General features: G+C 68.9%; 11 protein-coding genes. 7 read left to right on the top strand and 4 right to left on the bottom strand.

Annotation, left to right across the window (positions count from 1 at the left end):
- The first annotated feature begins 669 nt into the window (after window positions 1-669).
- From J7E87_RS30125 to J7E87_RS30105, 5 genes are all read left to right on the top strand, one after another.
- Window positions 670-3,384, top strand: coding sequence for a hypothetical protein (locus tag J7E87_RS30125; protein WP_215097770.1), 2,715 nt, complete (start codon window positions 670-672; stop codon window positions 3,382-3,384).
- The gene (locus J7E87_RS30120; protein ID WP_215097769.1) at window positions 3,381-5,537 is read left to right on the top strand and encodes a WD40 repeat domain-containing protein; all 2,157 of its coding nucleotides are present in this window, start codon (window positions 3,381-3,383) and stop codon (window positions 5,535-5,537) included. Before J7E87_RS30125 ends, J7E87_RS30120 begins: the two co-directional genes overlap by 4 nt.
- On the top strand, window positions 5,534-9,016 hold the full coding sequence (locus J7E87_RS30115) for a hypothetical protein (RefSeq protein WP_215097768.1): 3,483 nt from the start codon (window positions 5,534-5,536) through the stop codon (window positions 9,014-9,016). Before J7E87_RS30120 ends, J7E87_RS30115 begins: the two co-directional genes overlap by 4 nt.
- Entirely contained in the window at window positions 8,976-9,368 is a 393-nt protein-coding gene (locus tag J7E87_RS30110) for a nuclear transport factor 2 family protein (protein WP_251018214.1), read from the top strand. The genes J7E87_RS30115 and J7E87_RS30110 overlap by 41 nt, the downstream gene beginning before the upstream one ends.
- 107 nt (window positions 9,369-9,475) lie before the next feature.
- On the top strand, window positions 9,476-10,393 hold the full coding sequence (locus J7E87_RS30105) for an NADP-dependent oxidoreductase (RefSeq protein ID WP_215097767.1): 918 nt from the start codon (window positions 9,476-9,478) through the stop codon (window positions 10,391-10,393).
- 734 nt (window positions 10,394-11,127) lie between these two features.
- On the opposite strand, the gene J7E87_RS30100 is transcribed toward J7E87_RS30105, so the two are convergent.
- The 3 genes from J7E87_RS30100 to J7E87_RS36020 all read right to left on the bottom strand — a co-directional run bounded on the left by J7E87_RS30100 (window position 11,128) and on the right by J7E87_RS36020 (window position 12,524).
- On the bottom strand, window positions 11,128-11,271 hold the full coding sequence (locus J7E87_RS30100; RefSeq protein WP_215097789.1) for a hypothetical protein: 144 nt from the start codon (window positions 11,269-11,271) through the stop codon (window positions 11,128-11,130).
- A 266-nt stretch (window positions 11,272-11,537) separates the two neighbouring features.
- Entirely contained in the window at window positions 11,538-12,020 is a 483-nt protein-coding gene (locus J7E87_RS30095; protein ID WP_215097788.1) for a hypothetical protein, read from the bottom strand.
- 375 nt (window positions 12,021-12,395) lie between these two features.
- Complete coding sequence (locus J7E87_RS36020; protein WP_285427433.1) at window positions 12,396-12,524, bottom strand: hypothetical protein; 129 nt, start codon at window positions 12,522-12,524, stop codon at window positions 12,396-12,398.
- A gap of 541 nt (window positions 12,525-13,065) precedes the next feature.
- Between J7E87_RS36020 and J7E87_RS30090 the strand changes: the two genes are divergently transcribed.
- Window positions 13,066-13,350 carry a hypothetical protein gene (locus J7E87_RS30090; RefSeq protein WP_215097766.1) on the top strand — a complete coding sequence of 95 codons (285 nt, stop codon included), beginning with the start codon at window positions 13,066-13,068 and terminating at the stop codon, window positions 13,348-13,350.
- 141 nt (window positions 13,351-13,491) lie between these two features.
- On the top strand, window positions 13,492-14,052 hold the full coding sequence (locus J7E87_RS30085; protein WP_215097765.1) for a hypothetical protein: 561 nt from the start codon (window positions 13,492-13,494) through the stop codon (window positions 14,050-14,052).
- A gap of 95 nt (window positions 14,053-14,147) precedes the next feature.
- Here the strand turns inward: J7E87_RS30085 and J7E87_RS36015 are convergent, their stop codons facing one another.
- Window positions 14,148-14,276 (bottom strand): hypothetical protein, encoded by a 129-nt coding sequence (locus tag J7E87_RS36015; RefSeq protein ID WP_285427432.1) that lies wholly within the window; start codon window positions 14,274-14,276, stop codon window positions 14,148-14,150.
- Window positions 14,277-15,341 lie beyond the last annotated feature (1,065 nt).

Here is a 15,341-nt window from a genome sequence, read left to right as displayed (position 1 = left end):
CAGCACGCAAGAAAGTGAATTGCCATGGACAACGAGCCCCATGTTCTCGCCGCGGATGTGCTCAGTGAGATCATCACGGACATCAAGGCCAGCAGACCGACCACGTCCACCGGTGAGTCCACGACCGGTTTCGTCTTCTGCCTGCAGGTTCCGGGGTTCATGGTGAGCCCCAAGGACTTCTCGCGTCCCTGGAGCCCGATCGGCGGCGCACCTGATGGGCCCCCGCCCGCACCGGGCGCCACCACGCCGGGACCGCCGGCCAACGAGCTACCAGCGTCGCGCCACAGCGAGGGGCCCGCAACCGCGGGTCCATCGCCGACGCGGGCCCTGGGCCGGCCGCCGCACACTGTCCTGAGGCATCAACTGGCGTGCTGCGGCGGTACGCCATACCGTGGAAGTGATCCTCACCTCAAGAGTTGCGACCTTCGCGTCACGCAGCTTCGCGTACTGGTTCGCTGAGCGACCAGGACCAGCGACGCGCGACCGGATCCACTGAGGTTGACGCGTCAACGCTCCCTCACGTCGCCATTTCCAGGACACGCCTCCCCCACTGGTGTGAGTCCTCCCTCCGGGCGTCCGGGAAGAAATCGAAGGATACGGCCCCTGCGACTGGTGGTTGCTGTGCCGAACTTTCTGCTCGTCAGATCCACGGATCACCTGCTGCTCGGCGTGAGTTTGTCCGGCCTGACACTCACCGGGAGACGCCCCGACGGTCTGCCCGTACTCACGGCGGACACAGACGACGCCCGTCTCCTGCTCACCTTTCCGCCTCAGCATGTGGCCGAGGAGACCTCACGGCGCGAGGATCCGCCGCCGCTGATCCTGCCTTCCGGCTCCGGCGCCCCCGTGCCCGTCTGGCGGGCCGCTCTCTCCGGGCCGAGCCGGATCGCCTTCGCTCTGTCGCGCGGCACCACACTCGTGCCCACGGTGGACGGCATTCTCACGGCGCTGAGCCGAGGCCGGCCGATCCCGCCGGTATCCCCTCCGGGGGACTTGGACACGGCGCTCGAACTGCCCTGGCGGACGATCTTCTCGTTCGAGGATCGCCAGGGCGGTCACGACGTGATGTCCCTCCATCCCGTGCTTCCCCTGACGCTCGCGGGCGTCTCCGGTCTCTGGCGGGCCCGGCTCGTCGCCGCCCAACCGGAGCCGGGAACCCCCTCACGAGACGCCGCTCTCGCCCTGCGTGCCATCGAGCCCGACACCGCCAAGGCAGACGACCCCGGCTTCGCCATCCCGTTGGACAGGGCCCAACGGACACGCCTCGCCGCCGAGGCCAGTGTGCGTCCCGCACAGGCCAGCAGGCTCGAACTGAGCGTCTTGGGCGGCACCCTGTCAGCCACCGGCCTGTGGGAGAACTTCGCGTGGGAGCACGAGGCCGTACTCGGCCGGGACGTCCGCGTCCGCACGGTGACCTCCGGCGTGCTCTATCCACTGGGCCACCGGGCCAAATACGTGGAGCTCAGCGAACGGATCTTCGACCAGATGGCCGGGCACGCGGCCGTACTGCGGAGCCTGTTCGTCCTCACCGTCACCGAGCCGGTACGCCACCCGCCCCCCGAAGGACCCGCCGCCCGTGCGTTCCCGTTCGGGGATGTCGAGATCACCACGCTCGCTTATCCGGACCTCAAAAGGGCGGAGTGGCAGGACTTCGAGGACCCTGCGACGGAGGAGGTTCACCCCGCCGCCTATTTCGAGCCGTCCACAGCGAACGACGGACCGGTCGCCTTCCCCGTACGGTGCGCGGCTCACGACCGCGACGTCCGCTTCACCATGCCCTTGCTGTTCGTCCCCGATGTGTCACAGCCCGGCTTCACCTCGCTCACCGACCCCGCCCTGGAGAATCACCTCGCAGAGGTCCACAAACAGCACTCCGTCGTCCCGCTTCCAGGAATTCCCATCGACCTCGTCAGGGCGGACACACGCCACGACGGCGACGTCCACGAGGTGCACAGCATCACTGTCGAAGGCAGCCTGCACTCCACCGGGTACCGACCGCGGCTCACGGCGCTGGAGGTCAGGCTGCCCGCACTGCGGACCCTGCTCGGCGACGACACCCCGTGCGCGGTCCGCTTCCGGGCCGACTACCTGAGCCAGGGCGCAACGCAGGACCTGCTGCTGGACATGGTTACGCCGCTCGGCATCAGCTTCGTCGGCCGCACAGCCCGGTCCGGTGGACTCGTGGCACCCCACATCGAAACAAACGCGTTGTCCCGCACCCTGGGCCCCATCGATCTGGGGGCGCTGCCCGACCCGGGAACGGGACTCATAGACCCCGGCAGCCTCTTCCCCGCCGACGCCACCCTGCTGGGATTCTCCCTGAAGGACCTGGTCACCGACCTGAAAGCACCCCCGGAGATCGCCTCGCTCCTGAAGCCCGGCCAACCGCCGGCGGCGAGAATGGCATGGACAGGGGTCAAGCTCAAGAAGAGCGGGCCCTTCCAGCCCACCGGTCAGAGCACCCTGGATCTGACCGTGACGGTGTCGGCCGACGGGTCCGACACCCTGTGCACCGTACGTGACTTCGCCCTGGTGCTGCCGACCCCGTCCAAGCCCTTGCTCCAGCTCCAGTTCGCGTCGCTGACCTTCACTCACCACAGTGGAGGCCCGCCCAGGATCGAGACCGACGGGCCGGACGTGACGTTCCTCGGCGAACTGCAACTGCTCGAACAACTCGGGGAAGCCGTCGACCTCGGCGACATCGAACCGAACGTCGACGTGACGCCGGCCGGAATCGTCGCGCAGTACTCGTTGCCGCTCCCCTCGGTCACCGCGGGCGCGTTCGTGATGAGCGACCTCGCGGTGAACACCGAGATCGCCATCCCGTTCGACGGACGGCCGGTGTCGGTGACCCTCGGCTTCGCCAGCCGGGAGAACCCGTTCAGGCTGGCCGTGATGATGTTCGGCGGCGGCGGATACCTGGAACTGGAAATCGACCACACCGGGCTGCGGCGGCTGGAGGCGGCACTCGAATTCGGCGCGATGCTCGCCGTCGACTTCATCGTCGCCCGTGGTGAGGTCCACGCCTTCGGCGGGGTCAGGTTCGAGCTGGCCGGCAGCGCGGTCACGCTCACCGGCTATCTGCGGATCGGCGGGTGCGTCGAGATCCTCGGGCTGGTGTCGGTGTCCATCGAGCTGTGCATCACGCTGGCCTACCAGTCCACCACCAAGGCCCTGGTCGGCCGGGCGACTCTGGTCCTTGAGATCGACCTCACCCTCTGGTCCGACAGCATCGAACTCGACAGCGGCACCTGGGTGCTGGCCGGCGGCGGAGGCCAGGAAGACCGCGCTGTCCTCGACGCGCGCGACACCGAGGACGGACTGGAGCGCTGGCGGGCCTACCAGGCCGCGTTCGTCCCCGTTCCGACAGGAGGCCTGCGATGAGCACGATCGGTGAGGTGCTGGCCACGGCGACCCTTTCCTTCACTCCGTCGCATGTCGTCTGGAGCGGGACCGGGCAGGTCCTGGTCGCCTTCGTCCGTTCCACGTCCGCTGCGTCGAACACCGGCCTGATAGCCGCTCTGGACGCCGCGACGGGCGACACACGCTGGACCAAGGACACTCTGGACGCCAGATCCGTCGCGCTCTGCCCCGACGGACGGCTCGTGGCCGTCGCGGGCCGACTGGGGAGGGTGGAGGCGATCACGGAGTTCGTGGAATTCCAGGACTGCAACGAGTTCCCGCCCCAACTGCGTGACGAATGTGAAAGGTTCAACCGCGAAGAGGCCGGCCGCCTGCGCGTCGTGGGTCACACCCCCAGGCCTCCGGATCGGCTCAGTGCGGTCAACGTCCAGTCGGGCACTCTGCTGTGGGGGCATGACGAACCCACGGCTGAGACCAAGCACCTCACCTACAGCCCCGACGGCAGACTGCTGGCCGCCTCGGGCGAGCGGATCCTGCTGCTCGACCCGGCCACCGGCGACCAACGAGGCTCGCTCTTCGTCTCCGCGCCGCTGCTCCCGACCGCCTTCAGCCGGGACTCGAAGCGGCTGGTGGCGGTCGACTCCACACGCGTGACCCTCATCGACCTGACGGCCGGCGCGACGAAATGGGTCACCTCCCTCCCCGAACCCGTCACCCAGTTCACCTTCGCCGAAAACGACAGCAGCCTCGTCGTCTCGACGGAGCGTCAGGTGATCACCCTCAATGCCGAGACCGGTGACACCCGCTCGACGGTGGACCTCCAGGATCCACTCGTCGGTGATCAACCGACCGTACTGGGCCCGGGCGGCCGGCGACTGGTGACGGTCCTGCCCGGGACGATGACACTGTGGGACGCAGCCGACGGCAGCCGGCTCTTCGAAACTCCGGTGGGCAACTCCGCCAAGGTCCGGTTCAACCCTGTTCTCCCGGAGATCGCGATCGCGTCGGCGGGCGGAGTGAAAGTGGTGAACTCCCGGCTCGGCACCACCGTGTGGGAGCAGGCAACAGACCCCCTGCACAACCTCGTGTTCTCCGCCGACGGACGACGACTGGCGCTGTGCGGGGGCGGATTCGTCCGCGTGCACAACATGAACCCCACGAGCGTGTCCCATCGGGCCTTCGGCGGTCCGGTGAAGCAGATCGCCCTCGCCTCCTCCCCCGGCCCGGTCGCCGTCGCGGTGAGCCAGGAACCCCAAGCCACGGCAACGGTGTTCCACGCCGACACCGGCGAACCGGTACTGGAGAAGGTCCACCCCGGGGTGATCACCTCCCTGGCCCTCAGCCCGGAGGGACGCCACTTCGCCACCGGCGGATCCGACGGCGGCGCACGCCTGTTCACGTCACTCACAGGGGAGAAACTCTGGCAGGTCCCCCACAACGCACCAGTGAACGCGCTCGCGTTCCTCCCCGCCGACGGGGACGACGACGTGATCACCGCCGCCGGCGACAAGACCGCGCGCCGCCTCGCCCATGACACCGGTGCAGAACGGTGGAAACTGACCCACCCACAGGCGGTGACCCTGGTGACCGCAAGCCTTGACGGCCGGTTCGTCGCCACGGCCTGTACCGACCGTTCGACCCGGATCCTCAACCCGGCCACGGGCCAGGAACTCTTCCGCTTCCCCCATGACGGGAAAATCAGGGCGATCGCCTTCAGCCCACAGGGCTCGATGCTGGCCACCGGCGGCGACGACGGAGCCGTACTGATCATCGACACCGCCACCGGACGAAAGCTCGCGCAGTCCCTTCACACCAGGGAGGTGACTGCCGCCGCGTTCAGCCACGACGGCAAGCTGCTGGCGACCGCGGGCAAGGACCACGCAGTCCAGCTGTTCAACGTCACGGCCGACCCGCCGAAGCTGACCTCGGCTCTGGCCTTCCCGCAGACGATCATCAAACTCGCCTTCCACCCGACCGAGCCGCAACTGGCACTCGTCAACGATGAACCCAGTCCCACTGTGACGATCATCGATCCCGTCGACGGCACCGAACTCGGCCGGCTCGCCCATCCGGGCACTGTGAACGGCCTGGCCTACAGCCCCGACGGAAAGCTGCTCGCGACCGCCTGCGAGGACACGCTCGCCCGTGTCTACCCGGGAAGGCGAGAACCGTGAGCACACTCCTGTGGGTATCAGTGCCCGCCGGGCTCTCCACCCCGTCGACCGCCCGGATCCGCGTCATGGTCGTCCCCCGCCTCGGCGACGGCTCCCTCTCCGACCTCGGCCTGCAGGACTGGCCCGCCCTCCTCGCCAACGCCTCATTCGAACTGCAGGTCAAGTCCGACGACGGCATCCACGAGGCGGACCGCGCTCCGGTGTACGAACCGGTCGCCGACAGCGACGCCTGGCACGCCTTCTTCGACGGGGACGCGGGGGTTATCAACCAGTTCACCCAGAAACAGCAGCCCACTCCCCTGGTCCGCCCGACATACTCCGACGCGCGGGCCGTGGTGACGTCCTATCGGGAATGCACCAGCATCCTCACCCGCCCCGCATCCCAGGGCGAGGCAGCCGTCCGCCAGCGCATCGAACGCTTTAGCACCCCGCTGTCGCCGTCCGTCCAGACCGAGGAGCCGCTCCCGCCGCTCCCGCCGCCCATCGACTTCCACCGGGCCGTCGCGATGCTGCGCGAACACCCCGCCGTGCTGCAGGCCCTCGGGCTGGTCTTCGAGCTCAGCGCCGAGGTGGACGGCCTGGATGTCGGTACCGACCCGCGGTTCCTGCGTATCCGCGGCACCGACCTGCCGATCGACATCACCTCTCCCTGGACCAAGTACGACCTGGACCAGGACGCGTTCTGGCCCGCCCCCGCCGACGACTCCAGCGGGATCCGCACGGGACTTCTGGACCTGACCGGGGTCGGCCTGCTCGACTGGGCGGGCACCACGACCCCGCGCTGGGCCCTCAGCACGCTCGACGTCGACGGAGCCGTACGCGCGCTGCGCACCGAGGCCAGGGCACTGGACGGCAACAGCGAACGACGGCCTGCGCTGCCGGACCTGCGCACGGGCGGGCTCATGCTGATCCGTCCCGACCGCCAGTCCGACTTCACCGCCCGGGCGGGCATCGCCGCGGGCCGGACCGGAGCCCTCAGCAACGCCGAGTTCACGGCAGAGGACCTGGTGCTCGGCTACCGGGTCGACATCCGGATCGGTGACGACCCCGAATGGCATTCCCTGTGCGAACGCAGGGCCACCTACACCGTCGAGGGGCCCGAAGACCGGACGATAACGCTGGGCGACAGCAACCGACTCGAAGAAGGCCACGTCAAGCCATACGCGGCGGTCAAGACCCCGGACGGGCGCCTGCACGCCGACGAGGTCGTGGCCCGCTGGGACAGCTGGAGCATGGCGTTGCCGTTCATGAACCTGCTCGGCGGTGAAGCGGAGCCTGAACCCAACCCCGAGCAGGCACCTCCGTACGTGTTCCGCTGGCACTTCGATCCCCCGACGGGCAGGCTGCCCCGGCTACGGTTCGCGACCCGCTACCAGATGCGGATCCGGATCGCCGACCTCACCGGCAGCGGCCCCGGACTGGACGAAGCGCCGGGCAGCACCAACGCCACCGAAACGATCTTCTACACCCGCAGCGATCCCATCCAGCCGCCCCGGCTGAGCCACGACGGCACATTCAGCACCGGCGCGGCCATCGAGCGGATGGTCATCCGCAGCGATCTCGACCTGAACGCCGCCCAGTTCCACGCCGCCAACCCCCAGTACCCCGCGGTCGAACGGCGCACTCTGCACCCGCCCACAGTCAGCTTCGCCCTCGCCGAACAGCACAAGAAGTTCGATCCGAAAAGCCCTGAGGACTCCGGCCCGCAATTCACCGAACGCACCTGGAAGCTGGCCCTGCGTGCGCTGGACGCCGAAGCAGCCGGCGACCCCACCAAGGCGCTACCCGACCCGGCGACCACGGGCATCAGCGCGCACATTCCCGCCGCGCCCGGTGGACTCAGCACACCGCTCACCGAGCGGACCGACTGGGAGCCCTGGCCCTCGGCCGATCCCCGGCACGTCGAACTCTCCGAACAGCTCGCCCCGAACCCTCCCATCCGGCTCAACTGGGTGGGCGACAAGCTGGACATACGGCTGGCCCGGGCCGAAGAGGCGGTCCTCGAACTGTCCTCCACCATCCAGGACGACTTCCTCGACCACTTCTCCGTCAACTCCTGGCTGAACCGGCCGGTCGACACCCCCGGAGTCCCCATGCCGGTCGACCAGTGGCAGGTCACCGTCCAGAACGGGCGGCACCCGATGCTCTCACCCGTGCGCAGGATTCACGTGGTCCACGCCGTGCGACGCCCGCTCGCTGAGCCGACCTGGCAGCTTCGGCGCGAGGACGTCAAACGATCCGAGCACGACACCAACGCCGTTCTGCGACCCACCTTCTCGCCCACCGGGCTGAACACCGACAGCACCGGAAGGCTGGAGATCTCCGCGACCTGGCGTGAATGGTCCAACGACGGCGACCGCCAGCAGACCGTCGGCCACCTGTACGGCGAGACCCTCAATCGGGGCGACCCGCCCGCCCTGTCGATACGCCACGAGTTCGGCGACACCAAACACCGCACGGTCACCTACACGCTGAAGGCGATCAGCCGCTTCCGCGCGTACTTCGACGCCACCGACCCCGACGAAGCCTTCCAGCTGAGCGGCACCCAGGCACCCGTCACCATCCCCTCCAGCGCCCGCCCCCCGGACCTCGCGCTGCTGTCGACGACGCCCTCCTTCCGCTGGCAGAGCCAGGCGACGTCCACCCGCATCGAGCGTTCCCGTTCGTCCCGGCGGCTACGGGTGGAACTCGCCGGCCCCTGGTACGAGACCGGTGAGGGGGAACGCCTCGCCGTCCTCGTCGCCGCCGACAGCGCCACCCCCGCGGTCCCGGTGACCCGGCTCGGCAGGGATCCCCTCTTCGCGTCCGCGCCGCTTCCGCCACTCGCCGCCAAGAGCTGGTTCACCGGCTTCAGCGAGCCGCCTTCCGTCTCGCCGGATCTGGGCCCGTCGGTCGTACTCGTTCCCTACACCGTCACCCGCGAAGGCGACCGCTGGTATGCCGACATCGAGATCACCCCGCCCCAGACGGCGCCCTCCTACGCGCCCTTCGTCAGGCTCGCACTCGCCCGCTTCCAGCCCAACAGCCTGCCCGGGCTGTCCCTCTCGCCCATTGTCGTGACGGACCCGGTACGGCTCCTCCCCGACCGCCGCCTGGTCATCGAGCGCAACGGCCCCGACCTCGGCGTGTCCCTCCTCGGCACGGGCCCGAACCCGCCCAACCGCCTCGAAGCCGTCCTGGAGGAGGCACATGCGCCTCCCGGAGTCGTCCCCGGCGCGATCGACCTGGTCGACCTCACCACCCCGCCCGCCGCCGACATCCCCGCCTGGCGCCCTCTGCCGTCCCACATCCTGACGAGCGATCAGCCGGAAACCCCGTCCATGCTGCGGATGCCCGCCGGTACTGCGCCGCTCCGGCTCCGCGTCCGTGAAGTCGAAGGGCTCGATGCCCCCCTCGCCTCGGCGTCACCCGCCGAGCTGAGGGACCGAACGGTGTTTGTTGACGCCGTTCCCCTTCCCGCCGACTGGCGGCCGAGCTGACCACTCCTGCGCCCGCTTCACGCCGCAATGCCGCTCATGCGCTCGTGCGCTCGCGCGGTCGCGCGGGATCGCTTCCGACGCCGTCTACTGGTTCTCCGACGGATCGCACCGCGGCCGCGAAGCCATCCTCTCCGCCATCGCCAAGACCTTCGCCACCATCCGCGACGAGATCTACCAGATCGACGACCTGGAGTGGATCGCTCACAGCGATGACCATGCGGTATGCCGCTACCGATTCGCTTGGACCGGAACCATTGACGGCCAGCCGCGATCAGGAAGAAGCCGCGGCACCAACGTGCTCGTCAACCACGCCGGAACCTGGCAGATGCTTCACGAACACCTCAGCGCATAACCGGGCGGCGCCATCGATCCATAGGAATTGACAATTACTCTGGCCAAAAACACACAGTCACAGGCCTGAGCACAGGGTCAGCGAGCACGAGGTATTTGGAGATAGAAATGAAGGCAATCGTCGCGACTGATCAGGGCGCGGAAGCGGCCGGGATCAAGCTGGCGGAGCGGCCTGAGCCGACGCCGGCGATCAACGACGTCGTCGTTGAAGTCCATGCGTCGGGCTTCGTCCCGGCAGAGTGGGAGTGGCCCTCGACGTGGGTCGATCGGTCCGGTCACGACCGAGCCCAGGCGATCATCGGCCACGAGTTCGCCGGAGTGGTCACCTCCCTCGGTTACGGCACGACGGGACTCTCGCTGGGCCAGCGGGTGTTCGGGATCACGGACTGGCACCGCGATGGAACCCTGGCCGAGTACGCGGCCGTGGAGGCACGCAATCTCGCGCCGCTGCCCGGGACCGTCGACTTCACGGTGGGTGCGAGCCTGCCGATCTCGGGCCTGACCGCATGGCAAGGCCTGTTCCAGCACGGTCGTCTTCAGGCGGGGCAGAGCGTCCTCGCACACGGCGCCGCTGGCGCGGTCGGATCTGTGGTGACGCAGCTCGCCCGGGAGTTCGGCGCCTACGTCATCGGTACCGGGCGGGAGCCGGACCGTCAGGCGGCGCTCGACTTCGGCGCGAACGAGTTCCTCGCCCTCGACGACGAGGATCTCGAAGACATCGGAGGGGTCGACCTGGTCTTCGATGTCATCGGTGGTGACATCCAGAGGCGCTCGGCGAGCATCATCCGGCCTGGCGGGACGCTCGTGTCGGTGGTCGGTCCTGCTGAGACTCGCCCTGTCGACGGTCTCGCGGTCGACTTCGTCGTCGAGTCCGTTCCGAGTCAGCTGGTGGAGATCGTCGACCGGGTGCGGGACGGGCGCCTTCGCACGCACATTGGAACCGTCGCGACCCTCGACGACGCCGTCCCCGCGCTCAACCCGACCGAGCGGCGCAAGGGCAAGACCGTCATTCGCGTGCGCCCCTGAGCTTCCTGGAACGGACGGAGCAGCAGGAGCTGACGAGCGGGAAGTTCAGGCAGGCCGAGGCGTGGCCGCTCGTGCGACCTGCCCTACGACCGATGGCTCGCGAACGAGGCGCTCAAGGCCCACGCCGCCGGAATCGTCGCTGCGGTCGCTGCTGCCGGCGGGTGACGCAGCCTTGCCGCCGGTCGGGAAACCGTCACGGTGACGGCTTTCCGACCGGCACTTTACGATCCCCGCACGCCGAACTGCCACCTGGCCAGGGGAAACAGGGTTCAGGCACACGCACTCAACCGACAGCGAGTGAGCTACGTGATCCACAGGATTTGACAATTGCTCCAGCCCCTCTGCGTCGCGGTGGTGGTCGAGAGTGTGGCATCGAGAAGGAGCGGCACGGAGCGGAACGGCAGAACATGCATCGGCGAGCAAGCCGGGTGTGCGGTCGCTGACCGCAGCGGCTTTGCGGCCGACTCGTTCGGCTCACACACCGGCCCTGTCAACGGCGGCATCAGCGGTCAGGGCAGCGTCGGGCCGTGCCTCGTTCGGCCCAGATTGCGGCCGTGTGCACGGCGTCAAGGCCAGCGACAGGACAGTGTGGGAAGCGGAGTCCGCCCGGGCGTCCTTCGCACGTCGACCGGGCGGACCGCTTTCCCGGGGTTCTCACAGAGTGCGCAGCACGGCGACCACTTTGCCGAGAATGGCCGCGTCGTCGCCCGGGATCGGTTCGTACGCCGCGAATTTCAGGTGACAGTGACGCGCAAGACGTACGGCTCTCCGGTGCTGATCGCTTCGGCCTGCTCGCCCAGGTCAGCGTGGGTGAACTCGAGCAGGGCCTGGTCGGCCGCCCGGCGCAGCAGCGGCAGGACCCCGGCAGAGGTCCTCAAGCTCTCGGCTTGCTCCATGCAGCGGGAGGGGACCGCTGATGACCCGCCGGATGACAGTGGTCCCAAGGAGACGTGAACGATGATGTGCCGGGAGGCCGCCGGGCGCGCCGCTTCTGGGGCCGGGCCGGCTGCACGGCCCCAGACATCGGCGGTCCCGCTCGCTCAGCTGACCAGCTGCTCCGAGTGGCCGCCTGGTTGTACGACGCTGGACATCCCCTCTCCGCAGACAGCGCTCCACGGGCCAACGGACGGCTTTGCTCCGGGTGTCAGTTCCAGGGCTCGCTGCCGTCCGAGGGGATCACCGTGCGGCGGGCCGGGTCGGTCCGCTCGCCGAGCAGCCACCTGGTGACGATGCCCGAGCACGCCTGTCCGGTCTCGGGGTGCTGCCACGTCACCCAACTGCCGGGCGAGTAGGCACCCGTGGCGGGCTTCGGCACAGTGCCCCTGCGGCGGTCCCGCCGCCAGGCCTTGCGCACCTTCTCCGGGGTGTCGCTGGTGGAAGTCCGCACGGTCCCGGAGACCCGCGGGATGCGCTTCTGGGCGTCCGCCAGGATCTCGTCGCGCCTGCCGGGCAGGCCGGCCGCGAACGCCTCCCGTACGGCCGTGTGGTCGGTTCCGCTGACGGACACCGTGACGGTCCACTCGCCCTGTACCCGGAACACCCGGGCCGACTCCTCCCACTGGACCGGCCGGAAGCCGGGCCCCTTGGCGTCGATGACGGCCAGAGCCTCCCGACGCATCTCGCCCACCACCCGCTCATACGCCTTGCCCTTGGCCGTGCGGCGCGTCTCCGCAGCCGCAGCACGCCATCCAACGGCCCGCCGACCAACTCCCGGTAGACGTGCCCCGGCCGCGGACCGGGGTCGGGATCGTCGTGGTCGGTGCCGTAGACCCGGCCGCGCATCAGCTCGTCCACGCCCACCAGCATTACGGCCACCACTGACAACAGCAGTGTCACTCGGGGCCCTGTCCCACACCGCGGCACGCGAAGTGCCGGTGGCAGCGGTTTCTGGCACAGTTCCAGTGCCCGCGGTACAGCGCTCTGGCCGCGGGCATCCGCCTGTCCGCACATCAGCCGCGCCGTGTGGTCTCCGCAGCGGTGCGCCGGGAGTGGACGGCGCAGCCTACGGTCTGCCCGGGGAGCGGAACGGCGATCGGAGCAGCAGGACGGCGCCGGCGGTCAGTTGCGCCGCACCGAGGACGTAGGCGATCTCGTAGCCGGCGCCGAATCCCCAGCCCACCAGCAGGCACAAGATGCCGGAGGCTGTCCACAAAACGCCGGGGCGTCGCGCACGCCCCTGCGCCCGCCCGGAGGACCGCGGCCCAGGTGCTGGAGGGGAGGAGTGGTCCGGCGCAGGCGCGAGCCGGTGTACCGGTCGCGTTCTCCTCCCCCGCCGAAGCACCCGTCGAGGGCAAACCGCGCCGCCGCAAGCCCGGACCACGGACCGCGAAGTCAGGAGCGGGGCGGCCGCGGAGGGGCGGGCAGGCCCGCTGAACCGGCCCAACAGAGCCGGGTGTTGTCGTGCGGGGGGTGCGCCGGGGTCAGACGCCGACCGAGGCCGGTTGCTTGTCGCCCCGGTGCTCGCGGACTCGTCCTGCTGGAGGGCCGTGTAGTAGACGGTGGAGCCCTGCCTGGTCCTCTCCACCCGGCTGCCGGCCACGAGGCGTTCCGTCGTCGTGCGCACCAGGTTGACGTTGACAGTGCGGTGCGGGTGGGCCTCGGCCAGAGCCTTCGCGATCTCACCGGCAGTGCGCGGCTCGGACTGCCCGCTCAGGTGCTCATGGATCCGCTCAGTGAGCGCGGGCACCCTCTCCCCCGCAGGTGTGGGCTTCCTCGCCGTGGTCTTCCGGGCCGTCTTCTTCGGGGCGGCTGTCTTCGCCGTGGCCTTCCTCGCGGCGGTCTTCTTGGCCGACGCAGGCTTCGCCGACTCCCGCTCACAGCGTTCAGGCAGCAGTCCGCATGGCCTGGCCCCCATACCGGCCCGGTACAGCACCGTCAGCGCCGTCGAACGGCGAGCGGTTGTGGCCAATCGCACGTGGGTACGTCACCGAGATCCAATGAAGGGGGATCAGGAGTGAAGAGGAAAGATGCAGTTGGGGGGCGGAAGATGTCAGTAACAACAGGCATCTTCTCGCGGCCTGCCGCGGCAGGCGGTATCAGTCGTGAGTGAGCGTTACACAGAATTTGTCGTATCCCCGGACACGAGCCGGTTCGGCCGCGTGGCATGGGCGATCGTACCGGCCGCCATCCTCCCGGGCATCAGCTTGACGCTCATACTCGCGGGCGGGCGCGGCACCAGCGAGGGACTCGGGCCGACGGCCGTACCGGCGGCCATCGTCCTCGTCGCGCTCCCGTTCCTGTGGTACGTGACCTACGCCGTCCTGCACACCGTGAACGCGTACGTGGCACTCGTGGACGGCGCCGTTGTGGTGCGCAACTGGGCGCGTCGGCTGACCACCGTCGAAGGGCCCGGCTTCCTTATCCGCACCCATATCGACTCCAGCGGCATCGCCGGCGAGGTACTCATCGTGGGTGATGACCATGCCGCCGTGATGCTCAACCCCCGGCAGTGGCGTGAAGCCGAACTCAACCGCGTGTGGCGTAATGCGGCTCTTCAGCAGCAGCCCGGGGACCTCCCCACTCCACGAGAACTGCGCAGGCGTTACCCGACCATCCGGATACCCCTCTACATCCGGCACCCCGGCATCGTCTACACCTTCTGGACCATCCTCGTCATCCTCTACATCGGAATAGTGGTCAACGTCTTCGCCCGCATCTGAAGACCGCCAACCGAAAGCCGGTAACGTCTCTGCGACCTCCCAACAACCGGCTCCTCTCCGGGGCGCAGCCGAACGGCTGCACCCCGGAGGTTGGGTCAGTCCTGGACGAGCCGCAGGTGCCGGGCCTGAGCGGCCGCATCGAGCGCCGGGAAACACCACTGGATACTGTCCAGGACGATCAGGTCGGTCACGTCGCCGAAGCCCTTGGGGGCGCCGGCGAGCATGCGGACGCAGAAGGAGAACGCGAGCGCGTCGAGTTCCCTGGCCGGACCGGTCTCGGGAAGCGGCGGGTTCGTGCGCAGGGCCGCGACGTACGCCAGGCGAGCAGCCCGAAAATCTCGGACTCGATGATCTCTTCGATCTTTCTGCCGGTGCGCTGCGTCAGCGGCACCATGCGGGCCAGGAGGTAGCCCATGGCGTCCTCCATCTCAGCCTCCGTGTAGGGCAATTCCGGCCCGGGCGCCGGGGGCCGGGGCGGGGACGGCGGAGAGGTGACGGCAGGCGTTCTCGTTCAGCATGGTTCTCCTCGGTTCGGAGTGTGCGCTTTCGGCTGCGAACCGACTGCCACCACCGATTCGCATACTTTATTCTCTAAGTATTCATTTCAAGGGGTACGGATCAATTCGCGACCTCATTTCCCCACCACCCCGTGGCACGGAGCGCGGAGGGCCGAGGGGACCGGCAGCGCGAAGCGAGAGAGCGGGGCGCGGAGCGTCCCCGTCGACCGGCCGCCGGGCCCCGGTGCGTGAGAGCGCGCAGCGCTCGGTCCGGATGACCGCGGAGTGGGCGTCCGGCAGACCGGAGCCCCCGGCAAGGACGGCGCCGCGGGGGTGGCTGGCCCTCCGGGACCTCGGGGCGAGCTTGGCCCTGCCGGGCCGCAAACGCGGGCAGGGGCCGCCGGGCGAAGTGGGGCAGGGCCTGCCCCGACGGCTACAGCTTCCAGCCACCGAAGGACGACCCCGACGCCCCCGTATGCCGCCGCGACGGAGCGCCGCCGTCGAGCAGGCCTTCGGGTGGGCAGGGTTGATGCGTTCTCAGCTGGCGAGATGAGCCGAACGCGTGACTGCGTGCCCGTACTGATGGTTTGCCCGGTTCATGAGAGATGCACCCCCCGATGATCAATGTTGTCGAAGCCTTTGATCACGAACAGGGGTCGCGTTCGCGTGTCATCCTCCTCCTGACCGTTGTGTCAGGGCGCTGAAGACTGGAACATCGAGCGGTGGCCCGTCATGCGCTGTGGGTAGAGGAACTGCTCGGCTTCTTGCTGAGCTTGATCCTTAACCTCGGCC

This window comes from Streptomyces sp. ISL-1 (assembly GCF_018614585.1).
GTDB classification, from domain to species: domain Bacteria; phylum Actinomycetota; class Actinomycetes; order Streptomycetales; family Streptomycetaceae; genus Streptomyces; species Streptomyces maoxianensis.
This window is presented reverse-complemented; position numbering and strand designations above follow the sequence as displayed.